The organism is Methylobacter sp. BlB1, assembly GCF_015476545.1.
In the GTDB taxonomy this organism is placed as follows: Bacteria; Pseudomonadota; Gammaproteobacteria; order Methylococcales; family Methylomonadaceae; genus Methylobacter.
The window spans coordinates 21,457-43,920 of record NZ_JADMKV010000001.1 but is presented as its reverse complement, the minus strand read 5'-3'; the positions used below and the strand labels follow the sequence as shown (position 1 = coordinate 43,920).

Below are 22,464 nucleotides of genomic sequence, written 5' to 3'. Positions count from 1 at the left end.
TTTTTAGAAAGGTACGCGATGCCTGCCCTACCTAGCTGCATTGACCAGCAGATGCTAAAGCGTTCAGTAAATCCCAAGCCGGCTATATCGAGCTGATGATCAAACTGGCGCACTTTGGCTCGTTTCCATTGTCATATAAAAAACAATGCGATTGCCCTGATGCTCTGCTGCCAACTGCCTAAGGACTGATTGAGCCGGCAAAATCCGGCCTTGAAAAGACAACAGTATTCTCTTGGCGGCGAGAAATCCTGGATACAAGGGGAACAACGAATGCATGCCAAGCCCACAAAGTTGTTTACGTTTGTAGAACTCGCGGTCTTGTCGCTGCCGGCATTTCTGGCACTTTGCCATGACGGAATTTTTTCGCGCCGCATGGCCGGCCCTGTCGTGCCAACGGCGGTGCTGACGACCTTGGCATCAGCTTCGGAAAGGATGTCATGATGGCCTGGATAACCCGACATTGGCGTTCTCTTCTGCTTTGGGGGCTCGGACTTTTTGCCGCGGGCGTTGCGCTTGCCTTCATTATCGCTTATTCCGGAATTTTCAACATCGCGGCGAGCGCGGGCCATCCCGCCTGGATGGAATGGTTTCTGCAGTTTGGCAAGGAGCGTTCGGTCAAAGTCAACAGCAGACCTATTGTGCCACCAGAGCTTGACTTTGCCGAACTGGTGCCGCTGGGCGCTGCGCACTTTCAAGGCACCTGCGCCATCTGCCATGGCGCGCCGGGGCAGCCGGTCAACCCGGTTTTCGATCATATGTTGCCGTCGCCTCCCGATCTGCAAAAGCATGTGCGCTACTGGAACCGCGAACAACTGTTCTGGATCGCGCGCCACGGCCTTCAGTTCACCGGCATGCCGGCCTGGAGCGGCGGAAACCGCGATGATGAAGTCTGGGCAGTGGTAGCCTTCCTGGAAGCCATGCCGTCAATGACCAAAACGGATTACCACCGCTACGCCAGCGGCCACAGCAAGACACCAAGCGCTTCCGCTCAGGAGTTTGTGCACGAGGGCCGGCCCAGGCTCGATCTCACTGCATGCAACCGCTGCCACGATACCGCTGACGCATCACCTACCAGCCTGCACATACCGCGTCTCGGCGGCCAGGATGAAGCTTATCTGAAAAGGGCGCTGCAGGAATATCGGGACGATTCCCGGCAGAGCGGCTTCATGGAACCGGTAGCGGACGATCTCGATGATGCGCAGATTGATCGTCTGGCCGCCTACTACGCCGCCTTAAAGCCTTTTCCTCACAAGCAGGCAGCGTCTTCCTCGCCGGAACTGCGCGAACTGGGCCGCCGTCTGGCCGAGCAAGGCGACCGGGAGCGCAGGATTCCGGCCTGTCTCTCGTGCCACGGCGGCAAGGGGCGGGAAGATTATCCGCGCCTGGCCGGCCAGTCCGAGCCATATATCAGGCAGCAATTGCAGATCTGGCGGCGGGGCGGCCGCAACCAGACGCCGCACGGCGCCATGATGTCCGTCGTGGCCCGGCGGCTGACGGATCAGCAGATTGAAGCTGCGGCGGCGTTCTTCGCGAACCAACCGCCGCAGAGCGGGCGCGCCCTTTCAGGCAGCGCAGAAGAGGCGGCGCGGCCATGATCCTCTTAAAACTGCTTCTGGTTACAGTGCTGGTGATGATAGCAGGCTGCGCGGGCGAGCAGTCGGCCTTCGTTGGCCTCGGGCCGGTCTCATCGCGCATTTCACTGCTGATGTGGATCATGTTCATTGCCGCCGCACTGATCACGGTGCTCATGTGCGCGCTGGTCTTCGTTGCCATCACCGGCTCCGGCAGTTGGCGCCAGACACTGACCCGGGAAAAAACCGTGGTGCTAGGCGGCATCGCCTTCCCGGTCGTGATCTTGAGCGCGCTGCTGATTTACGGCTTTTCGGTATTGCGCGTCGGGGAGAATCTGGTCCAGGCCGAAAATCCGGTGCGCATCGCCGTGGTCGGCGAGCAATGGTGGTGGCGCGTGATTTACCGGCACGACGATGGCCGCACGACGGAAAGCGCCAATGAAATCCGCATTCCCACAGGCCGGCCTGTTGAAATCGAACTGACGACGGCGGACGTGATCCACAGTTTCTGGCTGCCGGCTTATGCAGGCAAGGTCGATATGATCCCCGGCCACACCAACCGCCTGCATTTCATCGCCGACAAGCCCGGCGTCGTGCGCGGCCAGTGCGCGGAATACTGCGGCGGCGCCCATGCGCTGATGGCTTTTTACGCCATGGCGATGACGCCGGCCGACTATGATGCCTGGCTCGCCAAGGAAAAGGCCGATGCGAAGCCGGCACCCGACAAGGCAGGCGAAAGGCTGTTCCTGACCAGCGGCTGCGGCGGCTGCCATACCGTTCGCGGTACTCAAGCCAATGGCACGGTAGGGCCCGACCTGACGCATGTCGGCGGCCGGCTGTCGCTCGGCGCCGGCATTCTGCCGAAAACGCCGGAAAATTTTGCCCGCTGGATCGGCCGGCACCAGCAGCTTAAGCCGGAAAACCTGATGCCGCCGTTCGGCTTTTTTTCCGAAGATGAACTTCGGTCCTTGGCGGCTTATCTGAACGGTCTGGAGTAAGCGTCATGTTTAATTTCAGTAGCTACGATCTGGCGACCAACCTGTGGATCTTCGCAGCGGCCGCCGGCGCGGTCTGGATCGCCGGCACCAAGCTCATTGTTTATGCCGATGAACTGGCCGAGCGCTTCAGCCTTAGCCGGGCAGTGCTCGGGCTGCTGCTGCTCGCCAGCATGACCTCGCTGCCGGAAATCGCCGCCGGCTTCACCGCCGCCCGCAGCGGCTACCCCGAACTGTCCGTCAACAACCTGCTCGGCGCCATCGCCTTGCAGATAGCGCTGCTGGCCGTGGCCGACATGATCATCGACGAACAAGCGCTGACATCGATCATTCCCAATCCCATGGTGATGCTGCAGGGCGCGTTTAACGTCTGCCTGCTGGCTTTTGTCTCGATCACCGTGCTTGTCGGCGACGCGCCGTTGCTCGGCGCCGGCGTCGGGTCATGGTTGGTTTTTGCGGTGGCCATCTACAGTTTTATCAAAGTCCGTGAAGCCGACAAGAACTATCCCTGGGTAGCCAATGCCCCCGGCGCTCCTAATCTCGACAGGGAATACAGCCCGGATGCCGGAGAGCGCGAACGCCCGCTTGAAGACGACAGTTCGGCCTGGCTCATGACTAAAACGTTGCTCAGCGCGCTGACTATCCTGCTGGCAGGCTATGTCGTGGCAAGCGTCGGGGATGCAATCGCCAAACAAACCGGCCTGGGAGACTCGTTCGTCGGCTTCACGCTGGTTTCTGTCGCCACGTCGCTGCCGGAAGCGAGCACGGTATTTGCCGGCGTGCGCCATCGCCTCTACACGATGGCCATCTCCGGAATCCTGGGCACCACCGCCTTCAATGTGGCGCTGCTGTTAGGCGTTGACGCGCTGGCGGACGGCGAGCCGGTGCTGTCGCGCGTCGGTGATTTTACCGCGGTCGGGGCGTTGCTGGGCTTGGCGGCCACTGGCATCCTGCTGGTGGGGCTCGTCGAACGGGCCAACCGCACCTTTTTGCGTATGGGCATAGACTCGTTGGCCATTCTTATCGTTTATGCCTGCGGCATGTTTTTGCTCTATTCCATAAGGGGGAGTTAGTGGCAAATATCACTGAAGAACAACCTGCACTGCCCAACCGCTCGCCGCGGCCGCCGGGCGAGAAGGAAGAACTGCTGCGCATTTGGGAAACCCCGCCCGGCTGGCGCTGGATTACGGCGGTCAATAATACGGTCGTAGGGCTGCTTTATCTGGGCGCCGCCTTCGCTTTTTTCGTGCTGGCGGGACTTCTGGCGCTGGTCATGCGCACACAGCTGGCCGTGCCCGAGAATGAACTGGTCAGCCAGGACCTCTACAATCAGATATTCACCGTACATGGCACGACGATGATGTTTCTGTTCGCGGTGCCGGCCATGGAGGCGCTGGGCGTGCTGCTGCTGCCGCAGATGCTGGCCGCACGGGACCTGCCGTTTCCGCGCCTGAGCGCATTTGCCATCTGGGCCTATATCATCGGCGGCTCGGTGTTTTTCTCCACAGTTTTTTACGACCTGGCGCCCAAAGGCGGCTGGTTCATGTATCCGCCCTTGACGCTGACGGCTTTTTCGCCCGGCGACAATGCCGATTTCTGGCTGCTGGGCATCGGCTTCATCGAAATCTCGGCCATCGCGGGCGCCATCGAGATTATCGTCGGCACGTTACGGACGCGGCCGCCCGGCATGTCGCTCGATAAGCTGCCCATTTTCGGCTGGTCCATGCTGGTGTTTGCCGGCATGATCGTGCTGGCGTTTCCGTCCGTGATTCTGGCGACCATGTACCTGGAAATCGAGCGCTCGTTCGGCTGGCCTTTTTTTACCGCCGCGCAGGGCGGCGATCCGCTGCTGTGGCAGCATCTGTTCTGGTTTTTCGGCCATCCGGAGGTGTATATCATTTTCCTGCCAGCGGCAGGATTAGTGTCGATGATCGTGCCGACCATGGCGCGCACGCCGCTGGTCGGCTACAGGCTGATCGTCGTGGCGCTGATCGCCACGGCCTTCTTCAGTTTCGGCCTGTGGGTGCATCATATGTTCGCCACCGGCATCCCTTCGCTCAGCCTGGCCTTTTTTTCGGCGGCCAGCATGGCCGTAGCCGTGCCGTCCGGCATCCAGGTGTTTTCCTGGATCGCCACGATCGCCTCGTCCAAAGGCCGGTTCCGGCTGGAGACGCCGGGGCTTTACGTGCTGGGCATGCTGTTTATTTTCACGGTCGGCGGGCTGACCGGCGTCATGGTGGCCATGGTGCCGTTCGACTGGCAGGCGCACGACACTTATTTCATCGTCGCGCATCTGCATTATGTCCTGGTCGGCGGCATGGTCTTTCCGCTGTTTGCCACCTTTTATTACTGGGCGCCCATGGTCAGTAAGCGTAGGCTGTCCGAGCGGCTGGGGAAATGGTCCTTCTGGCTGTTCTTTATCGGATTCAACGTCGCCTTCATGCCCATGCATATTTCCGGCCTCTTGGGCATGCCTCGCCGCGTCTGGACCTATTCGGAAACGTCAGGCTGGGGAACTTACAACATGGTCTCCACGATAGGCGCTTATATGATCGCAGCGGGCGTACTGGTTTTCATCATCGATCTGATCCGCAACTTCCGGGTCGGACAGAGCGAGGAAATCAATCCCTGGCAGGCCGGCACGCTGGAGTGGCTGCCGACCGACCTGTATTCCACGCGCACCATTCCGCACGTGACCAGCCGCGAGCCCTTGTGGTCGCAGCCCAACCTGCCCGAGCAGGTCGAGGCGGGCGAGCATTATCTGCCCGATGCGCCAACCGGCTTCCGCGAAACCATTATCACGTCGACCATCGATGGCAAGCCGCAATACATCATTCAAATGCCCGGCAACGGCTGGATGCATTTCTTTACCGCCGTCTTTACTGCGGCTTGCTTTCTGTTGTTGACCATCAAAGTGGTGGTGCCGGCGCTCGTTTGCGGTGCCCTGGCCATCCTGTGCTGCCTGGCCTGGGTGTGGGAGCTGGACAAAGGACCGGGCAAGGGGCCAGTGCCTATCGGCGGAGGGATTGAGCTGCCCATCTACGTCACCGGCCCCATCGGCCACGGCTGGTGGGCCATGGTGATCCTGATGCTGGTCGCGGCCTCGCTTTACTTCGCTTATGTGTTTTCCTATCTGTATACCTGGAGCGTATCGCCGAAACTCTGGCCCGCCAGCGTGCAGGCTATGCCCGATTTACAGTGGCCGGCCTTGAGCGCCGCGCTGTTTGCCGCCAGCGCGGCCTTGTTTGTGATCGCGAACAGGACCTTGGCGGCGCCGGGCCGCAAGCATGTATGGACGCCGCTGCTGATACTGTCCGGCGCGCTGTTGAGTGTGCTGGCCGTGTATCTGGAATTCTGGTGCCAGTGGCAGGCCGGCTTAAGGCCCGCGGCTTCGAGCTATGGCGCCATGGTCTACATGGGCGGCATTTTAGACGGGGAGCTGGTGTTTGCCGTGCTGATTATGTCGCTGTTTGTGATCGCAAGGCATTTTACCGGCAAGCTCGACCGGGTGCGCGCAGCCACGCTGGAAAACACCAGTTTGCTGGTTTATTACACGGTAGGGCAGGCGCTTGTAGGCCATCTGCTGATTCATGGTTTCCCGAGGATGATTTTATGACAGTATCGAAGCATCCTTTTTCCGGCGAGTCTGTCGGCGTATTGCTGATCACGCTGGCCGGCCCTCTCATCTGGGGAGTACATTTCGGCATGGTCTACGCCCTCCATCACTTCATTTGCCTGCTGACAGGCAACAGCGCGGCCTTTTGGGCGCAGTCGGCTATCATCGCGGCCACCCTTGTAGCCTTGATAGCGTTACTGTTGGCCATCTTCAAGCCCGAGATCATGCAGAGTCTGGTCAGATACGAAACGGCGCAGAAGATCAGCCAATCGTTTCTGACCGGCGTCATGCGGCTCATGGCGCTGTTGTCGGTTTTCGGCGTGTTGTGGGCCGGCAGCGCGGCCTTATTATTGCCGGCGTGTGAGTCGATTGTATGATCGGTTAAAGGGCCCGGCTTGCTTTTCTGCCATGCGTTTTTTTCCTCAGGGCAATTTCACCGGCTCGCCCAGCACGTCCCGCATATACAGCATCTGCACCAGCACCATAATCACGACCGCCAATGGCGAGGCAAGCAGCAACCCCAGAATGCCGAAGCCGGCCCCCAGCACGAGCTGGGCAATCAGCAGCAGGGCCGGCGGCAGATCGACGACCCGCTGCTCGATAAAAGGTGTGATCAGATAGCCTTCCAGAGACTGCACCACGAAATAGAGGATGGCAATGTAGAGCACGGTCGTTCCGTCCTGGGACAGCCCGACCATCAGCGCCGGGATGGCGGCGATCAGCGGCCCGATATTAGGCACGAAATCCAGGACAGCGGCAACCAGGCCCAGGATGAAGGCAAAAGGCACGCCCAGCACCGCCAGCCCAATGCCGATCATTACGCCGACGATGAGCATGGCCGCGATCCGGCCGAGCAGCCACCAGCGCAGCGTATGCCCGAGCCGGTCAAAAGCCTCGCAGACGCGCTCCCTGCGCGCCTGCGGAAACAGATGCGCCGTGCCGTCGATGTAGGTTTTCGGATCAGCCGCAAAATAAAGGCCCAGCACGATCACCACCACGGCGCTGCCGAGCGCCCCGAATACGGTCGAGAAAATCCCGGCGATTTTTGCCAGTTGCTTGGAATCGGTCATGGAACTGCCCGCCCGGGACAGGGTGTCCATGAACGCCGGCCCCCATTCGTACTGTTCGAGCGCGCGGCGCAGTCGCTCCGGCGCCGACGGCAATTCTTTGAACAATCGGTAGAAGCCATCGGCGAGCTTGGGGCCGTACAGCGCCAGAATCAGCGCAAAAAGCCCCAGCAGCACCGCGACCACCAACACCAGCGACCAGCCCTCGGACAAAGGCGTGCGGCGGCTGATGAAGTCGGCCAGAGTGCGCAGAAACAGCGCCAGCAATAGGCTCGCGAAAACCAGCAGCAGAATCTGGGCCACTTGCCAGAGCATCAGCAGCAACGCAACAACCGCCGCGCCGACAGCGGCAATGATTAAAGTCCGTCTGGTCAGAAATCCGCTTGTACTGCGCGCCGCGGCGGCTGCTTTATTATCTGTCGTTTGGCTTCCGGGTATCCTGGCTTCATCCCCAGAATTCATGAACCCATCTTCCTAGCGAAGCCTATTTAGACAGTGGGTTTTTAAGTTGTAGATTATTGTCTACTGATTTGACGCCCTCAACGCGTTGCGCAACCTCTGCTGCCGCATTGATAGCCTCCTGAGAGTCTACAAAGCCGTTTAATTGCACTACGCCCTGATGTGTTTCGACATTGACGTCAAAAGCACTCAGCCTGGAGTCGCCGACTATAGCCGCTTTCACCTTAGAGGTAATCATGGCGTCATCCACATATTCGCCAGCAGTTTCCCCTCCTCCGGCTGCCATATCCATTCTTTCAGCCGCCATTGCCGTCCCATAACCGGCTATTGATGTCAATATCACAGCTAGAGCAAATGCTGAACAAGATTTGATTGTTTTCATAACTAATTCTCCAGATGAAACGATTAATGATGAGAGCTGATCATGGTTTATACCCGAATCTCAGGCAGCACAGATTTTTGGAATGAAACGGCAATGTATCGCCTGGCAGAGGCTATGCATCAATCTGAGCTATCAATTAGCGATATAACGGCCCATTCTGTTCAGATTTAAGAGCAAGCCATCTCCAAAAGAATCAGTTATTCCGACAGAAAAGCAAACCGGCCCGCCTAAAGGCTGGGTTTAATACATGATTTAATTAACTCTAGATCCGAAATCAGTTGCTGTCAGTTCGATGTCGAACATAAGGCCCGATAAAGCAGTAAAACTGATCCCGTAGAGTCCTGTGTCCATATCCCGGAACGCGAGAACCGAGTTATGGTCATAGAACACAGATTGATGGCTTTAACAACGGAGTGATAGACATGAACAATCTTGCAGGCCCCCTGCTCCGCCTTGCTCAAAGGCGACTGAAGCTCCTAATATAAACCGCGCCAGCCATGAGCATCGCTCTGTCAGAAAAGGAAATAGCGCCGCTTAACTATTTCCTGCACAGCTACGGCCCTGCCTCAATGCCGACCCTGCATCTGGGTTGGATATTTGCATCCATCGTAGTCGTGGTTTTTCTTATCGTTGCCGGACTCCTGGCAGGCGCTCTGCTTCATAAACGTCCGCAGAACAGCGGAAAAATTGACGATGCCGACAAAGGGCTGCAATGGGTTTATATCGGCACCGGCATCTCGACCTGCATATTGCTCGGCATGGCCATTTACGCGCTAATCACGCTGAACACAGTCGCTAGGCCACCGCAGGCCCCGGCCTTGACGCTGACCGTTACCGGCTACGACTGGTGGTGGAAAGTCGAGTATGAATACAATGATCCGAGGCTCAATTTTGTAACGGCCAACGAAATACATATCCCGGTCGGCGTGCCCGTTCTGGTGAAGCTGAAAAGCGCTGATGTCATACACGCCTTTTGGGTGCCCGTGCTGGCCGGCAAGACGCAGATGATTCCGGGCCTGATCAACCGGCAGTGGCTACAGGCCGATGCTTCCGGCGTCTATCGCGGCGAATGCACGCAGTACTGCGGGCTTCAGCATGCGCACATGGCATTGGAAGTGGTTGCGCAAAATCCCGCCGAATTCCAGCGATGGCAAACCGCTCAACATAGACGGGTAGTCCTGTCGCCTGCAAACAATACCGGCGCCGGCTGGAAAGTGTTTATGGAGCATTGCTCGGGCTGCCATTCGATTCGCGGCACCGAAGCCATAGGCGCCCATGCGCCCGACCTGACGCACCTGAAATCGCGCCGCCTGATCGCCGCCGGCACACTGACCAATACACCCGAGCACCGGGAGCGCTGGATCACCCACGCCCAGGAAATCAAACCGGGCGCACGCATGCCCAGCATGGTCTTGCCGCCGGCCGAGCTGACTGCGCTGTCGGCGTTTTTATCGACTCTTGATTAAGGAAGCCCGCTATGACAGACAGCGCCGACAGCCCTTTAATCCGCGTACCCGAAATGGGCTGCGCCCCGCTCGGTTCGGACGCCGAAATACGCCTGGCCGGCCTGTGGGAAACGGAGCCCGGCTGGCGCGGCTGGCTGTCGACGGTGGACCATAAAACCATCGGTTTGCGCTATCTGGCCACAGCCTTTATATTTTTGCTGCTGGGCGGCATCGAGGCGCTGATCATGCGCCTGCAACTGGCGCAGCCGGACCAGACTTTGCTGACGCCAGAGCAGTACAACCAGCTGTTCACGATGCACGGCGTGACGATGATTTTCCTATACGCACTGCCGGTGCTGTCGGGCTTTTCCAACTATCTGTGGCCGCTCATGCTCGGTTCGCGGGACATGGCGTTCCCGCGCCTCAATGCCTTGTCGTACTGGCTGTTCCTGTTCGCAGGCCTGTTCCTGTACGCCAGCTTTCCGCTCGGCCAGGCGCCGGATGGCGGCTGGTTCAATTACGTGCCGCTGACCGGCCGCCTGTACGACACCGGCCCCAACATCGATGTCTACGCGCTGGGCATGGTGCTGCTGGGCATTTCGACGACGGTCGGCTCGATCAATTTCATCGTCACGCTGTTCCGGCTGCGCGCGCCCGGCATGTCGATCGACCGCGTGCCGATCCTGGTCTGGGGCACGCTGACGGCGTCGGTCGCCAATGTCTTCGCCGTCCCCGTCGTCAGCCTGGCCTTCTTCATGCTCTGGCTGGACCGGCAGTTCGGCACGCACTTCTTCGATGTCGTGAATGGCGGCAAGCCGATGCTGTGGCAGCACCTGTTCTGGATGTTCGGGCACCCCTGGGTTTATGTGGTCGTGCTGCCGGCCATGGGCATCGTCTCGGACGCGCTGCCGACGTTCTGCCGCCGACCGCTGGTCGGCTACGCCCCTGTCGCGCTATCCACGATGGCGACCATGCTGCTCGGCTTCGGGGTCTGGGTTCATCACATGTTCGCCACGGGCCTGCCGACGCTGGCGCTGTCGTTTTTCGGCGCCACCAGCATGGTCATCTCGATCCCCAGCGCCGTCGCCGTGTTCGCGTGGATCGCGACGATCTGGCTGGGCCGCCCGGTCTTCAATACGCCGTTCCTGTTTTTCGCCGGCTTCGTGCTGCTGTTTGTGATCGGCGGGCTGTCAGGCGTCATGACTGCGGCCGTGCCGCTGGACTTCCAGCTTAACGAGACTTACTTCATCGTCGCGCATCTGCATTATGTCCTGCTCGGCATCAATGTGTTCCCGGTCGTGGGCGGCATCTATTACTGGTTCCCCAAGTTCTTCGGCCGCATGATGAACGAAACGTTAGGGAAATGGAGCTTCTGGGTCATGTTCATCGGTTTCAATGCGGGCTTCTTCCCGATGCACATCGCCGGCCTGCTGGGCATGCCTCGCCGGATCTATACCTATGCGCCCAATATGGGCTGGAATACGGTCAACCTGATCACATCGGCAGGCTCGTTCGTGTTCGCCCTCGGCCTGCTGCTGTTTCTGATCAATGTCTTGGTCAGCCTGAGACGCGGCGCGCCGGCGACGGAAAATCCCTGGCAGGCGTCGACGCTGGAATGGGCCGTGCCTTCGCCGCCGCCGGCTTACAATTTCGCCGTCATCCCTGTTGTCGCCAGCCGCCATCCTTTATGGGAAGACTGGCTGGACGAGGGCGCAGGCCGCTCCAGTCTCGAGACCGGCTATCTGCTCATGGAAGGGCGCGAAACGCTGGGCACGACGCCGCTCGATGCCAGGCCGGACGTCATTCTGAAAATGCCGGAAGACTCTTATGCGCCGTTCTTTCTCGGGCTGTTCAGCAGCCTGATCTTCGCCGGCCTGTTGCTGCATGCCTGGGATTTTGCCGGCCTGATGATCATGGCGTCCGGTCTGTCGCTGATTGCCTGGCTGTGGCCGAGCAAGGCCCTGGTTCAGCGTGTGCCGGCCGTTAAACCCGACAAAGGAGTCGCCCATGTCTGAAATCATTCAACTGGACAGGCCGCTGCCGGTCGGCAGTGAAGGCAAGCGTGCCGGCGGCTGGTGGGGATTGCTGGCCCTGATCGTGACCGAAGGCGCGCTGTTCGGGTATCTGCTGTTTTCCTACTTCTATCTGGTCTCGCAAACGCAGCAGCACTGGCCGCCGCAAGGCCTGCCGCAACTGGGCATAGCCAGCCTGAACACAGCAATATTGCTGGCCAGCAGCGTTTTTGTCTGGGCCGGCGAGCGCTGCATCCGGCGCCGGCAATTACAGTGGAGCCTGGCATCGATGGCCGTGGCCATTTTGCTGGGCGCCGGCTTTGTCATGATTCAGTTCAGGGAGTGGGGGCACAAGCACTATGACATGACGGCGAATCTGTATGATTCGCTGTACTTCACGATCACGGGCTTTCATCTGCTGCATGTCGCCGTCGGACTGGTGATCCTGCTGCTGTTGCTGCTCTGGACCGCGCTCGGCTATTTTGACGACCGGCGTTATGCTGCTGTCACGATCGGCGGCGTCTACTGGCATTTCGTCGACGTGGTCTGGCTGTTCGTCTTTACCACGCTGTATCTGACGCCCTACCTCTTTTAGGAGATGCCGTGTACGCCAATGCCCCTGCTTCATTTAAACGACCCGGCCGGGTAAGCACCCTGTACCTGCTGACGGCGCTGTTCGGCGCGCCGATTGCCTGGGTGGCGCAGCTGTCGTTAAGCGAGCCGCTGGCCGCCCAGGCCTGCTATCCCTATCAGATGCCGCTGCCCGAACCGGTCTGGCAAGGGCTGCTGGCCACGCTGGCTTTGATCAGCGGCGCCTGCCTGGCAATAGCCCTGCTGTCGGGCTTCATGGCCTGGACTTTGTGCCGGCAGACACGTGCGCCGTTACTGGAAGAGCGGGATGACCGAGCCCAGTTTCTGGCCAAATTGGGCGCCATGTCAAGCTTCATTTTCACCATGGCGGTGCTGTTTACGGCTTGTGCGGTCCTACTGGTGTCGCCATGCAGTCCCTGGCATTGAATCGCATGATAAGACTATTGCTCTGCATCTGTGGGTCGTTGCTGCCGGGCCTTGCCATGGCACAGACCAGCCTCGGAGCCTACCTGGCCCGGGCAGGCGATTGCGTGGCCTGCCATACGGCCGGAACGGAAGGTGCACTTTTTGCCGGCGGCCTGCCGATCAACTCTCCTTTCGGGATCATCTATTCGACCAACATCACGCCAGATCCTGAAACCGGCATCGGCCGCTACACGCTGGAGGATTTCAGCCGCGCACTCAGGGATGGCGTGGCCAAAGGCGGCAAACGCCTGTATCCGGCCATGCCTTATGCTTCGTTCAAGGCCATAAAGGACGACGATGTCCGCGCCCTGTACGACTATTTCATGAAGGAAGTGAAACCGGTCAGGCACCGGCCGCCCGAAACCCGGCTGCCCTTCCCGTTCAACCAGCGCTGGACGCTGTTATTCTGGGATATGCTCTTCGTCAACCATGAACGCTTTGAACCGAGCCCGGACCGCGATGCGGAATGGAACCGGGGCGCGTATCTAGTGCAGTCCCTGGGCCACTGCGGCGCCTGTCACACGCCGCGCGGGCTGGCGTTTCAGGAAAAAGGCTATGCGGAAGCCTCGCCTTACTACCTGACCGGCGCGGTCGTCGACAACTGGTTTGCCGCCAATCTGACCGGAGCGCCGGCCTCGGGCCTGGGCCGGTTCCCGGAAGAAGCCATCGCATCCTTCCTGGGAACCGGCCACAGCGATGTGGGCGTGGTTTTCGGCAACATGGTGGAGGTGATTGAGAACAGCACGAAGTATTTGCGCAATCAGGATCTCAAGGCTATTGCCCACTATCTGAAGTCCTTGCCGCCCCGGAGCGAAAAAGCGTCCTACGAGCCCGATGCGCCGGCCGTCGCCGTAGAGCTGTCGGCGATCGTAACCGGCGAAATCGAGCGGCCGGGTGTCGGCATTTATCAGTCATTCTGCGCCAAGTGCCATAAGGCAGGCGGCGAGGGCGAAGCGCGCAAATTTCCGAAGCTGGCCGGCAATCCGTCCGTGCTCGCCCGCATCCCAGCGTCGCTGATCCGCCTGACGCTGGAAGGCGGCGAGATTACGCAGACTCAAAGCGGCTCGAAATCAGAAAAGATGCCCAGCTTTGCCAAAAAACTGTCTGATCGCCAGATCGCCGAAGTCCTGAGCTTTATCCGCAACAGCTGGGGCAATGCCGCATCGCCGGTTACAACACGCGAGGTTTCGTTGCTGCGCGAGGCGTTGCGGCAGTGATCATTCAGACCTCGGCGTCAACTGCCGGAACCAACGCAAGCCGCACCAGCCGCCGGCGAGCAGATAAGGCAGGCCGCCCGGCACCCACATGATCAGGCCGGCCAGTTGCTGGTCCTGAAGATCGAGCCTGTCATCGTATAAGGGCGTCTGTGCGAAAGTCAGCAGAGCGCCGAGCATGCCCATATGCATAAACGTAAACAGCAGAGCCGGCAAGGCCGTTGCGCTGTGCCGGCCCAATACCGACCACCAGAAAAGGCCGGCCCCCAGCGCGAAGCTGGCATGTTCGACGAAATGCCATTTGGGATCAGCCAAGGCCAGGTTATAAAACTTTGGCGCATGCCAGAACCAGATCGCGGCGCCCTGCAAGCCGCCTGCCCAGATCGGGTAACGGCTTAAATGCAAAAGCGGCCTGAAGAGCCAACGGCCTGCCCGCCCCGTTGCCGCCAGCCATTGCGGCAACGGCCGCGCCAGCGCATAGAGCGGCGCGATCACGGCCATGATCAACAGATGCTGAATCATGTGCGCGGCCGAGCCGCTTCCGAGCCAGGGCTGCGATGGCCCGAACGAGGTCAATGCCGCGATCAGGCTGGCGCCTTGAAATGCCAGCCATCGGCCTGTTGCGGGCCGCACGCGCCGGGCTCCGATGCAATAGGCCAACCAGAGCGCAGCCAGCAACAGCCCGCTGGCTATGACCGGTAATCGTGCGCGGCCTGTTTCTTCAATCAGCCCATGCGCCTGAGCCGATCCCATCGTCATAAACATGACGGTTATCGGCAGCAAACCCCGCCGGCAGATCGCTTTTAGAATACGTGACAGCAAAAGCCTGCGCATGATTCTCCCTTTTCAATTGTTGAAACCAGTCTTCATCGGTTTTAAAGCCGAGCCTGTCTATCGGCAGCCGCTACCAGCCTAATCCAGGCAAAAAAGCGGGTCTGTGCGGCAGCATACGCATCTTGATCGTGATAACCCCTTCCAATCCCGGTCAAGTTCCCCTATCCTTTACGCCATTCAAAATTAACTTTAACTGAAAAATTATGACTGAAGCAGCTGTTTTATTTTCCGATGCCAAACGCGTCATTCCGGGCGGCGTGAATTCGCCCGTGCGTTCTTTCAGCGGCGTGGGCGGCACGCCTGTTTTTATCGACCGGGCCAGCGGCGCTTATATTTACGACAGCCAGGACAATCGCTATATCGATTACGTCGGCTCGTGGGGCCCTATGGTGTTAGGCCATGCCCATCCCGAAGTGATCGCAGCGGTCAAGGCGGCTGCCGAGAGAGGCCTGAGCTTTGGCGCGCCGACCGAAATCGAGACACGCATGGCCGAGTGCGTGACCGAACTGGTACCGTCCATCGATCTGGTCAGAATGGTCAGCTCCGGCACCGAAGCGACCATGAGCGCAATCCGGCTGGCGCGCGGCTATACCGGCCGCGACAAGATCGTCAAATTCGAAGGCTGCTATCACGGCCATTCCGACTCCCTGCTTGTTAAGGCCGGCTCCGGCGCCCTGACGCTGGGCGTACCGAGCTCGCCGGGCGTGCCGGCCGCCTTCGCCGAAAACACCATTACCCTGGCCTATAACGACAGCGAGGTGGTCAAAACGCTGTTCAGCGAGCTTGGCGAGCAGATCGCCTGCATTATCGTCGAGCCGGTCGCCGGCAATATGAACTGCATTCCGCCGGTGCCGGGATTCCTGGAAACCTTGCGCCAGGCCTGCGACCAGTACGGCAGCGTGCTGATCTTCGATGAGGTCATGACCGGCTTCCGGGTCGGCCTGCACGGTGCCCAGGGTTTGTATGACATTACTCCGGATCTGACGACGCTGGGCAAGGTCATCGGCGGCGGCATGCCGGTCGGCGCTTTCGGCGGCAAGCGCAAGATCATGGAATGCCTGGCGCCGCTGGGACCCGTCTATCAGGCCGGCACGCTGTCGGGCAACCCGGTGGCGATGGCTGCCGGCTTGAAGACGCTGGAACTGATCTCGCGCCCCGGCTTCTTTGAGGACCTGACGGCCAAAACCGAAAAACTGACAGCCGGCATGAAGCAGCGCGCCCAACAGGCCGGCATCGCACTGAGCACCAATGCCGTCGGCGGCATGTTCGGACTGTTTTTCACCGAAGCCGAGCGGGTAACGAGCTTTGCCCAGGCCATGCAATGCGACCAGAACCTGTTCAAGCGCTTCTTCCATGCCATGCTGGAGCAAGGCGTTTATCTGGCGCCGTCGGCTTTTGAAGCCGGGTTTGTATCCATTGCGCATACGGACGAGGACCTGAATCAGACGCTTGATACCGCTGAGGCCATCTTCAAACGTTTATAATAGAATGATAACCGCTCGCGGTTCGTGCCCAGATCTGAGTACGAACCCGGCGCTATCTATCGCCCCGCTCTGAAATCCGAGATGTAATATGGATTTGCTCAATAGCATACCCGCCTGGGTATTTGCCTTAATCGGTACTTTAATAGGCGCAGTCGTGATGGGCCTGGCCAATGGCCGCAATAAAACGCTTATCGCGCGGCTGTCGACCGATCTGGCTGTCGCCGAAGAAAAATTAAAGCAACTGCAAGGCCGTGAAGCCGAATTAAAACAGTATCAGCAGCTCCTGATGCAGGCCCAGGCCCAAAATGCCCACTTGCAGGCGCGCATGGACGAGCAGGCCAAGCATGCGGCTGAAAAGCTGGCGCTGCTGCAGGATGCCGAAGTCCGGCTGAAAACCCAGTTTGAGAATCTGGCGGGCAAAATCTTCGATGAGCGCAGCCGGCAGTTTACCGAACACAACAAAGCCAGCCTCGACCACATCGTGACGCCGCTGCGCGAGCAGCTGGGCGAGTTCAAGCAGCGCATCGAAACGGTTTACGACAACGAAAACAAAGACCGCATTTCCCTGCGCGAAGAGATCATTTCATTGCGGCGCGATACGGCGCAGATGAACCAGGAGGCGCTGAACCTGACGCGCGCCCTGAAAGGCGACAAGAAAGCCCAGGGCAATTGGGGCGAGATGGTCCTGGAAAAAGTGCTGGAACAGTCGGGTCTGCGCAAGGGCATCGAGTATGAGACGCAAGGCGCGTTCAGGGATGAGGACAACCGGCTGTTCAAACCCGATATCATCATCCGCCTGCCCGAGGGCAAGGACATCATCATCGATTCCAAGGTGTCGCTGCTGGCCTATGAGCGCTACTGTGCCAGCGAAGACGACCAGGAAAAGGCGCTGGCCTTGAAGCAGCACACGGACGCCGTGCGCGAGCATATCAAGAGCCTGAGCCAGAAAGACTACGCCAGCCTGAAGGGCCTGCGGTCGCTGGATTTTGTCCTGCTGTTCATGCCGATCGAGCCGGCCTTCATCGCCGCCGTCCAGGGCGATGAGCGCTTGTTCACCGATGCCCTCGAGCACAAGATCGTGATCATCACGCCGACCATATTGCTGGCGACCTTGCGCACGATCGAGAATATCTGGCGTTATGAGCGCCAGAACGAGAATGCCCGGGCCATAGCCGACAAAGCCGGCATTCTCTATGACAAAATCCGCGGGTTTGTCGATGATCTCGACAGGCTGGGCAGGCAGCTGAGCACGGTCAACGCGACCTACGACAGCGTCATGAATAAACTGACGCGAGGCAACGGCAACCTGATCCGTCAGGCCAGCAGTTTTGTCGACCTGGGCGTCAAGGTCAAGAAGACGTTTCCTAAAAGCATTACCGAACAGGCTGGGCTGGAAAGCGACGAAGCCGGTCAGGATGCCACATTTGAAAACTTATAAGGGCGACTAAAGTCGCCCTCACAGGCCGCGCAGCATTAGCTGAACGCTTCAGCCTCTCGCCTCGATTCCTTGATCGACCGCGCGCGCTGCCTGTTTTTCCATTCCCGGTGCTCGATCATGACCTGCAGCACTTCCTGCGGGTCATCGGTCACCTTGATTAAATCCAGATCTTGCGGCGAGATGGTTTCATACTTGATCAGGGTCGTTTTAATCCAATCGATCAGGCCGCCCCAGAACTCGGTGCCGAACAGCACCAGAGGCATCGGATATATTTTGCGCGTCTGCATCAGCGTCAGCGCCTCAAAGAGCTCATCGAGCGTGCCGTAACCGCCGGGCATGCAGATATAGCCCATCGAATAGCGCACGAACATGACTTTACGCACGAAAAAATAACGAAAATCCAGCGTGACGCTCTGATAAAGATTGGACCGCTGCTCCATCGGCAGATTGATGTTCAGGCCGATAGAGGAACGCTCCTGCAGATAAGCGCCTTTATTGGCCGCCTCCATAATGCCGGGACCACCGCCGCTGATAATCGCAAAACCGTTTTGCGCCAGCAGTTCGGCCACTTCGACCGTTTTCTGATAATAAGCATGATCGCGGCCAAGCCGCGCCGAGCCGAAAATCGACACGGCCTCGCACAGGCCGGACAGCCTGTCGAAGCCCTCGGTAAATTCGCTGATGATTCTGAAGATGCGCCAGGACTGGTCGCCTTTCATATCCTCGATAATGCCCGAGGCATCATAATGGTTCTTCCAGCAGTCCATCGCTTCAATCCCTCAGACTGTGGTCCAGGACATATGCGCTGAGCGCGCGCATGTCCTGGTCTTTGATATTGGGGAATTTCGGCATCATCAGCGAGCCGGCATGCACCTTGTGAGCGATATAAGTCGGCGTCGCCTTGTCGCTGTCCAGCGTAAACAGCTTGCCTGGCACGCTGTCTATCCCTTTGTTGTGACATTCGGCGCAGGCGGCCTTGAAGATCAGCTCGCCGCTGGCGCCGGATTCGGGCATATAGTCTCTTGTGCAGCCCGCTATCAGCAGGGCCGCACCGATCAAGGCCAGCTTATTGTTCATGACTGGCTTCCCGCACCAGCTCATGAATGATCCGGCCGCCCTGCAAGGTATGCGTCACGCGGCCTTTCAGGGTCTGGCCCCAAAACGGCGTATTGGCGCCCTGGCTTTTCCAGCTGTCCTGATTGACTTGCCAGTTCAGTTCCGGATCAAACACACAGACATCGGCGGAAAATCCCGGCGTCAGCGCTCCGCTCCTCAGGCGCAGGATCTGCGCCGGTTTCTCAGCCAGGGCCGCAATGCCCTGCGTCAGCGTGATGGCCCGTTGCGCGACGAGCGTCAGCATCAAAGGCAGCAGCGTTTCCAGCGTCGACATGCCCGGCTCGGTTTCCGGGAAGGCGCCGAGCTTGGCGTCGAGATCGTGCGGCTGGTGGTCGGAGCAGATGCTGTTGATCGTGCCGCCGGCCAGCCCCTGCCGCAGGTACTCCTTGTCCTCTTCGGTGCGTAGCGGCGGCAGGACATGATAGGCGCTGTCGAACGGCGCAATGTCGTTTTCGGTCAGATGCAGCTGATGCATAGCCACATCGGCGCTGACATCGAGGCCGTATTTCTTCGCCTGATGAATCCGGATGACGGAGCGCTTGCCGCTGAGCTGGCCGAAATGCACGCGGCAGCCGGTCAGCTCGGCCAGTTCCAGACATTGCGCCAAGGCGATGGTTTCGGCCGCTTCCGGGATGCTCGGCAGGCCATAGCGCGTCGCGAACGCGCCCTCATGCGCGCAGCCTTTATGGCCCAGCCAGTAATCGTTGGGCCGGAACATCAGTAGCAGGTCATGGCTGGCGGCATACTCCATGGCGCGGCGCAGAATCAGCAGGTTTTTGACCGGCTGATTGGCATTGCCGACCGCGATGCAGCCGGCCTGTTTCAGCGACAGCATGTTGCTCAGTTCGTTGCCCTCCAGTTTCTGGCTCAGCGCCGCGATCGGATAGATCTGGGCATAGCCGGCTTTCTCGGCGAGGTCCTTGACCAGTTCCGCGACCGCCGGCGTATCGATGACCGGCACGGTATCGGGTTGCAGGCATAGAGTCGTGACGCCGGCGCTGGCGGCGGCCGCCGTTTCGCTGGCGAACGTCGCCTTGCGGCTTTGTCCCGGCTCGCGCAGGCGCGTGCTCAGATCAATGAAGCCCGGGCAAATGATTTGACCATATGCATCGATAATCCGGTCGGGCCTGAAGCCGTCCGGTTCGTTGAGTACGGAAACGATCTTGCCGTCGGCAATATAGACGGAACCGACATGGTCGATTTTGTTGGCGGGATCGACGATGCGCCCCTGGCTGATTTTTATGCGGCTCATGATAAGGCTCCCTGTCTTTGCATGGCCATGGACATGACCGCCATGCGCACGGCGATGCCGTTGCTGACCTGCTTCAGGATAACGGACTGCGGACCGTCGGCGACTTTGGAATCGATTTCGACGCCGCGGTTGATTGGTCCGGGATGCATGACGATAGCATCGGGTTTGGCGATTTTCAGCTTGTCTTCGGTCAGCCCGAAGCATTTGAAATATTCGCTCTCGCTGGGCAGCAGCGCCGAGGTCATGCGTTCTTTTTGCAGGCGCAGCATGATGATGACGTCGATATCCTTCAAGCCTTCGTTCAAGTTGTGCGATACGGTCACGCCGAGCGTCTCCACATGCGCGGGCAGCAGTGTTTTGGGCGCGATGACGCGGACTTCGGCCGCGCCCAGAGTATTCAATGCCAGAATCTGCGAGCGTGCGACCCGCGAATGCAGGATGTCGCCGATGATCGCCACGCGCAGCCGCGAGAAGTCCTGTTTGATCTGGCGGATCGTGAACATGTCCAGCATGGCCTGGGTCGGATGTGCGTGCTGGCCGTCGCCGGCGTTGATGACGCTGATATGCGGCGCCGTGTGCTGGGCGATGAAATGGGCCGCGCCGCTGATGGCGTGGCGCACGACGAACATGTCCACGAACATCGATTCCAGGTTGCGGATGGTGTCGAGCAGGCTTTCGCCTTTCGAGGTTGCCGAGGTGGCGATGTTCATGCTCAGGACATCGGCGGATAGGCGCGTCGCGGCCAGTTCGAAGGTCGTGCGCGTGCGCGTGCTGTTTTCAAAGAACAGGTTGACGATGGTCTTGCCGCGCAGCAGCGGCACTTTTTTGACCTGTTGCTCGGACATGCCGGCAAAAGACTCGGCGGTGTCGAGAATTTCCGTCAGCAGGTTTTTGTTTAGCCCTTCAATGGTCAGGAAGTGTTTGAGCTTGCCTTCCGAATTTAACTGTAGATTATCAACCATGGATATTATGCCAATGCTTCCTCAATCGTTTGCACATGAATCGCCAGGGGCTCGGGGCCGGTCAGTTTGATGCGCTCATTGGCATTGAGCTTGATAACGGCGCCGGCGCAATCCGGGCTCAATGGAATCTGCCGGCCGTCGCGCTGGATCAGCACGGCCAGGACTACCTGGTTAGGCCGGCCGTAGTCGAAAATTTCGTTCAATGCGGCCCGGATCGTGCGCCCGGTACAAAACACATCATCCACCAGGATAATATCGCGGCCTTCGATAGTGGGCGGCAGATGGCTCGGCTTGACGTTCGGATTGACGCCGATTTGCGAGAAATCATCGCGGTAAAACGAGATGTCCAGCAGCCCCAGCGGCTCACTCAGCCCCAGGCACTGATGCATGCGTTCGGCCACCCAAACGCCGCCGGTACGGATACCGATTATCAAGGGATTTTCAAGCCGGCGTTCGATGATGACGCTTTTCAGCTCGGCTTCCAGTTTATTCAGTAATGCGGGAATTTCCAGATTATGCGTAGTCATGTTTTATTTATAGGGTCATTGAGCCAAGTTTGCAGGATCAGCTGGGCGGCCAGCTGATCCTGCACTTCCCAGAGTTTGGTCGCATTGACGCCGACATCATCGAACAGCATCTGTTTGGCTTCGAATGTCGACAGGCTTTCATCCTGCTGGTAAACAGGCAGGTGATAACGCCCCTCCAGCTGCCGGCAGAATTTTAGCATGCGCGGCGTTACCGGATTATCCGAACCGTCAGCCTGCCTGGAAATGCCGACCACGAGCCCGGCAGGCTGCCATTGCTGAATCAGCTTGCCGATGACATCCCAATTGGGCGTTTGATTGATGGAGCGGATGGTTTGCAGCGGGCTTGCCGTCCCCGTAGTCGTTTGCCCGACGGCGACACCGATCTTCTTATTGCCGAAATCGAAGCCCAGATAAGTATCGGCCCCCGATTTCGCTAACAGCGGGTCTTGTCTAGCCATGCCCGGCCGGTGTCGTCAGCAAATTGATATTAATGCCGATCTGGCTGGCTGCGGCGCTCCAGCGCTGCTCGATCGGCGTGTCGAATAAGACTTCTTTGCCGCAGGGCGTGTTCAGCCAGGCATTGTCCATCATTTCGCTTTCCAGCTGGCCTTCGCCCCAACCCGCATAGCCTAAAGCGATCAGATACTGTTCAGGGCCTTTATCAGTGGCAATAGCCTCCAGAATATCGCGCGAAGTCGTCAGTGCAATGGTGTCGGATACCGCCAGGCTCGAATCCCAATTGCCGCCGGGGCTATGGATCACGAAGCCACGCTCGATCTGCACCGGGCCACCGATAAAAACAGGCGCATCGGCCGCTGTCCCGGATGAGACATGGATTTGCATTTGCTTAAAAATCTCGCCCAGCTTCATATCCGCCGGCCGGTTGATGACGATCCCCAAAGCACCTTCTTCATTATGCTGACACAAGTAAGTCACCGTATGAAAAAAGTTGGGATCGGCCAGATTGGGCATGGCGATAATGAATTGATTGGTTAGATAGGTTGCTCCGTTCATGTGCCGTAGTATCCCGGGTT

General features: G+C 59.0%; 23 protein-coding genes. 13 read left to right on the top strand and 10 right to left on the bottom strand.

Going from position 1 to position 22,464, the window contains the following annotated elements; translation table 11 throughout:
• Nucleotides 1–210: 210 nt before the first annotated feature.
• Genes IT781_RS00210 through IT781_RS00185 form a run of 6 tightly spaced genes read left to right on the top strand, consistent with a single transcriptional unit; the run spans nucleotide 211 to nucleotide 6,559 of the window.
• Nucleotides 211–441, top strand: a complete 231-nt coding sequence (locus IT781_RS00210) for a hypothetical protein (RefSeq protein ID WP_194968116.1) — start codon at nucleotides 211–213, stop codon at nucleotides 439–441.
• Complete coding sequence (locus IT781_RS00205) at nucleotides 438–1,595, top strand: c-type cytochrome (protein ID WP_194968115.1); 1,158 nt, start codon at nucleotides 438–440, stop codon at nucleotides 1,593–1,595. The genes IT781_RS00210 and IT781_RS00205 overlap by 4 nt, the downstream gene beginning before the upstream one ends.
• Entirely contained in the window at nucleotides 1,592–2,569 is a 978-nt protein-coding gene (coxB, locus tag IT781_RS00200; RefSeq protein WP_194968114.1) for a cytochrome c oxidase subunit II, read from the top strand. Before IT781_RS00205 ends, coxB (IT781_RS00200) begins: the two co-directional genes overlap by 4 nt.
• Before the next feature lie 5 nt (nucleotides 2,570–2,574).
• Nucleotides 2,575–3,639, top strand: a complete 1,065-nt coding sequence (locus IT781_RS00195) for a sodium:calcium antiporter (protein ID WP_194968113.1) — start codon at nucleotides 2,575–2,577, stop codon at nucleotides 3,637–3,639.
• Nucleotides 3,639–6,182 carry a cytochrome c oxidase subunit I gene (gene ctaD, locus IT781_RS00190; RefSeq protein WP_194968112.1) on the top strand — a complete coding sequence of 848 codons (2,544 nt, stop codon included), beginning with the start codon at nucleotides 3,639–3,641 and terminating at the stop codon, nucleotides 6,180–6,182. The genes IT781_RS00195 and ctaD (IT781_RS00190) overlap by 1 nt, the downstream gene beginning before the upstream one ends.
• The gene (locus IT781_RS00185) at nucleotides 6,179–6,559 is read left to right on the top strand and encodes a hypothetical protein (protein WP_194968111.1); all 381 of its coding nucleotides are present in this window, start codon (nucleotides 6,179–6,181) and stop codon (nucleotides 6,557–6,559) included. The genes ctaD (IT781_RS00190) and IT781_RS00185 overlap by 4 nt, the downstream gene beginning before the upstream one ends.
• A 45-nt stretch (nucleotides 6,560–6,604) precedes the next feature.
• On the opposite strand, the gene IT781_RS00180 is transcribed toward IT781_RS00185, so the two are convergent.
• Both IT781_RS00180 and IT781_RS00175 read right to left on the bottom strand, forming a co-directional pair.
• Nucleotides 6,605–7,711, bottom strand: a complete 1,107-nt coding sequence (locus IT781_RS00180) for an AI-2E family transporter (RefSeq protein WP_194968110.1) — start codon at nucleotides 7,709–7,711, stop codon at nucleotides 6,605–6,607.
• A gap of 22 nt (nucleotides 7,712–7,733) precedes the next feature.
• Nucleotides 7,734–8,090, bottom strand: coding sequence for a BON domain-containing protein (locus IT781_RS00175; RefSeq protein WP_194968109.1), 357 nt, complete (start codon nucleotides 8,088–8,090; stop codon nucleotides 7,734–7,736).
• A 497-nt stretch (nucleotides 8,091–8,587) separates the two neighbouring features.
• On the opposite strand from IT781_RS00175, the gene coxB (IT781_RS00170) reads away from it, so the two are divergent.
• Genes coxB (IT781_RS00170) through IT781_RS00150 form a run of 5 tightly spaced genes read left to right on the top strand, consistent with a single transcriptional unit; the run spans nucleotide 8,588 to nucleotide 13,820 of the window.
• Nucleotides 8,588–9,556: a cytochrome c oxidase subunit II gene (gene coxB, locus IT781_RS00170; protein WP_194968108.1), complete on the top strand. Its 969-nt coding sequence runs from the start codon at nucleotides 8,588–8,590 to the stop codon at nucleotides 9,554–9,556.
• A gap of 11 nt (nucleotides 9,557–9,567) precedes the next feature.
• On the top strand, nucleotides 9,568–11,550 hold the full coding sequence (ctaD, locus tag IT781_RS00165) for a cytochrome c oxidase subunit I (RefSeq protein ID WP_194968107.1): 1,983 nt from the start codon (nucleotides 9,568–9,570) through the stop codon (nucleotides 11,548–11,550).
• Nucleotides 11,543–12,142, top strand: coding sequence for a cytochrome c oxidase subunit 3 (locus tag IT781_RS00160; protein WP_194968106.1), 600 nt, complete (start codon nucleotides 11,543–11,545; stop codon nucleotides 12,140–12,142). The genes ctaD (IT781_RS00165) and IT781_RS00160 overlap by 8 nt, the downstream gene beginning before the upstream one ends.
• An 8-nt stretch (nucleotides 12,143–12,150) precedes the next feature.
• Nucleotides 12,151–12,564, top strand: a complete 414-nt coding sequence (locus IT781_RS00155) for a hypothetical protein (RefSeq protein ID WP_194968105.1) — start codon at nucleotides 12,151–12,153, stop codon at nucleotides 12,562–12,564.
• A 5-nt stretch (nucleotides 12,565–12,569) separates the two neighbouring features.
• Nucleotides 12,570–13,820 carry a cytochrome c gene (locus IT781_RS00150; RefSeq protein ID WP_228778825.1) on the top strand — a complete coding sequence of 417 codons (1,251 nt, stop codon included), beginning with the start codon at nucleotides 12,570–12,572 and terminating at the stop codon, nucleotides 13,818–13,820.
• Here the strand turns inward: IT781_RS00150 and IT781_RS00145 are convergent, their stop codons facing one another.
• Nucleotides 13,821–14,651: a cytochrome c oxidase assembly protein gene (locus tag IT781_RS00145; protein ID WP_228778824.1), complete on the bottom strand. Its 831-nt coding sequence runs from the start codon at nucleotides 14,649–14,651 to the stop codon at nucleotides 13,821–13,823.
• A gap of 203 nt (nucleotides 14,652–14,854) precedes the next feature.
• On the opposite strand from IT781_RS00145, the gene hemL reads away from it, so the two are divergent.
• On the top strand, nucleotides 14,855–16,135 hold the full coding sequence (gene hemL, locus IT781_RS00140) for a glutamate-1-semialdehyde 2,1-aminomutase (RefSeq protein WP_194968103.1): 1,281 nt from the start codon (nucleotides 14,855–14,857) through the stop codon (nucleotides 16,133–16,135).
• Between the two features lie 88 nt (nucleotides 16,136–16,223).
• Nucleotides 16,224–17,573 carry a DNA recombination protein RmuC gene (locus tag IT781_RS00135; RefSeq protein ID WP_194968102.1) on the top strand — a complete coding sequence of 450 codons (1,350 nt, stop codon included), beginning with the start codon at nucleotides 16,224–16,226 and terminating at the stop codon, nucleotides 17,571–17,573.
• A gap of 35 nt (nucleotides 17,574–17,608) precedes the next feature.
• Here IT781_RS00135 and IT781_RS00130 read toward each other — a convergent pair whose 3' ends face one another.
• Genes IT781_RS00130 through IT781_RS00100 form a run of 7 tightly spaced genes read right to left on the bottom strand, consistent with a single transcriptional unit; the run spans nucleotide 17,609 to nucleotide 22,444 of the window.
• Nucleotides 17,609–18,340 carry a TIGR00730 family Rossman fold protein gene (locus tag IT781_RS00130; protein WP_194968101.1) on the bottom strand — a complete coding sequence of 244 codons (732 nt, stop codon included), beginning with the start codon at nucleotides 18,338–18,340 and terminating at the stop codon, nucleotides 17,609–17,611.
• Nucleotides 18,341–18,344: 4 nt separating this feature from the next.
• A complete protein-coding gene (locus IT781_RS00125) occupies nucleotides 18,345–18,650 on the bottom strand; it encodes a cytochrome c (RefSeq protein WP_194968100.1) in 306 nt (101 codons plus the stop codon).
• On the bottom strand, nucleotides 18,640–19,941 hold the full coding sequence (locus tag IT781_RS00120; protein ID WP_194968099.1) for a dihydroorotase: 1,302 nt from the start codon (nucleotides 19,939–19,941) through the stop codon (nucleotides 18,640–18,642). Before IT781_RS00120 ends, IT781_RS00125 begins: the two co-directional genes overlap by 11 nt.
• Nucleotides 19,938–20,903 (bottom strand): aspartate carbamoyltransferase catalytic subunit, encoded by a 966-nt coding sequence (locus IT781_RS00115; protein ID WP_194968098.1) that lies wholly within the window; start codon nucleotides 20,901–20,903, stop codon nucleotides 19,938–19,940. The genes IT781_RS00120 and IT781_RS00115 overlap by 4 nt, the downstream gene beginning before the upstream one ends.
• 5 nt (nucleotides 20,904–20,908) lie before the next feature.
• Complete coding sequence (gene pyrR / locus IT781_RS00110) at nucleotides 20,909–21,430, bottom strand: bifunctional pyr operon transcriptional regulator/uracil phosphoribosyltransferase PyrR (protein WP_194968097.1); 522 nt, start codon at nucleotides 21,428–21,430, stop codon at nucleotides 20,909–20,911.
• The gene (ruvX, locus tag IT781_RS00105; RefSeq protein WP_194968096.1) at nucleotides 21,427–21,888 is read right to left on the bottom strand and encodes a Holliday junction resolvase RuvX; all 462 of its coding nucleotides are present in this window, start codon (nucleotides 21,886–21,888) and stop codon (nucleotides 21,427–21,429) included. Before ruvX ends, pyrR begins: the two co-directional genes overlap by 4 nt.
• Nucleotides 21,881–22,444, bottom strand: coding sequence for a YqgE/AlgH family protein (locus IT781_RS00100; RefSeq protein ID WP_194968095.1), 564 nt, complete (start codon nucleotides 22,442–22,444; stop codon nucleotides 21,881–21,883). Before IT781_RS00100 ends, ruvX begins: the two co-directional genes overlap by 8 nt.
• Between the last annotated feature and the right edge of the window lie 20 nt (nucleotides 22,445–22,464).

What these genes read in the sequence shown, in the direction of transcription:
- IT781_RS00205 (WP_194968115.1), top strand. Translation starts at nt 438, where the DNA reads ATGATGGCCTGGATAACCCGACATTGGCGTTCTCTTCTGCTTTGGGGG.
- coxB (WP_194968114.1), top strand. Translation starts at nt 1,592, where the DNA reads ATGATCCTCTTAAAACTGCTTCTGGTTACAGTGCTGGTGATGATAGCA.
- IT781_RS00195 (WP_194968113.1), top strand. Translation starts at nt 2,575, where the DNA reads ATGTTTAATTTCAGTAGCTACGATCTGGCGACCAACCTGTGGATCTTC.
- IT781_RS00185 (WP_194968111.1), top strand. Translation starts at nt 6,179, where the DNA reads ATGACAGTATCGAAGCATCCTTTTTCCGGCGAGTCTGTCGGCGTATTG.
- IT781_RS00180 (WP_194968110.1), bottom strand. Translation starts at nt 7,711, where the DNA reads ATGAATTCTGGGGATGAAGCCAGGATACCCGGAAGCCAAACGACAGAT.
- IT781_RS00175 (WP_194968109.1), bottom strand. Translation starts at nt 8,090, where the DNA reads ATGAAAACAATCAAATCTTGTTCAGCATTTGCTCTAGCTGTGATATTG.
- coxB (WP_194968108.1), top strand. Translation starts at nt 8,588, where the DNA reads ATGAGCATCGCTCTGTCAGAAAAGGAAATAGCGCCGCTTAACTATTTC.
- ctaD (WP_194968107.1), top strand. Translation starts at nt 9,568, where the DNA reads ATGACAGACAGCGCCGACAGCCCTTTAATCCGCGTACCCGAAATGGGC.
- IT781_RS00160 (WP_194968106.1), top strand. Translation starts at nt 11,543, where the DNA reads ATGTCTGAAATCATTCAACTGGACAGGCCGCTGCCGGTCGGCAGTGAA.
- IT781_RS00150 (WP_228778825.1), top strand. Translation starts at nt 12,570, where the DNA reads ATGATAAGACTATTGCTCTGCATCTGTGGGTCGTTGCTGCCGGGCCTT.
- IT781_RS00145 (WP_228778824.1), bottom strand. Translation starts at nt 14,651, where the DNA reads ATGCGCAGGCTTTTGCTGTCACGTATTCTAAAAGCGATCTGCCGGCGG.
- hemL (WP_194968103.1), top strand. Translation starts at nt 14,855, where the DNA reads ATGACTGAAGCAGCTGTTTTATTTTCCGATGCCAAACGCGTCATTCCG.
- IT781_RS00135 (WP_194968102.1), top strand. Translation starts at nt 16,224, where the DNA reads ATGGATTTGCTCAATAGCATACCCGCCTGGGTATTTGCCTTAATCGGT.
- IT781_RS00130 (WP_194968101.1), bottom strand. Translation starts at nt 18,340, where the DNA reads ATGGACTGCTGGAAGAACCATTATGATGCCTCGGGCATTATCGAGGAT.
- IT781_RS00125 (WP_194968100.1), bottom strand. Translation starts at nt 18,650, where the DNA reads ATGAACAATAAGCTGGCCTTGATCGGTGCGGCCCTGCTGATAGCGGGC.
- IT781_RS00120 (WP_194968099.1), bottom strand. Translation starts at nt 19,941, where the DNA reads ATGAGCCGCATAAAAATCAGCCAGGGGCGCATCGTCGATCCCGCCAAC.
- IT781_RS00115 (WP_194968098.1), bottom strand. Translation starts at nt 20,903, where the DNA reads ATGGTTGATAATCTACAGTTAAATTCGGAAGGCAAGCTCAAACACTTC.
- pyrR (WP_194968097.1), bottom strand. Translation starts at nt 21,430, where the DNA reads ATGACTACGCATAATCTGGAAATTCCCGCATTACTGAATAAACTGGAA.
- ruvX (WP_194968096.1), bottom strand. Translation starts at nt 21,888, where the DNA reads ATGGCTAGACAAGACCCGCTGTTAGCGAAATCGGGGGCCGATACTTAT.
- IT781_RS00100 (WP_194968095.1), bottom strand. Translation starts at nt 22,444, where the DNA reads ATGAACGGAGCAACCTATCTAACCAATCAATTCATTATCGCCATGCCC.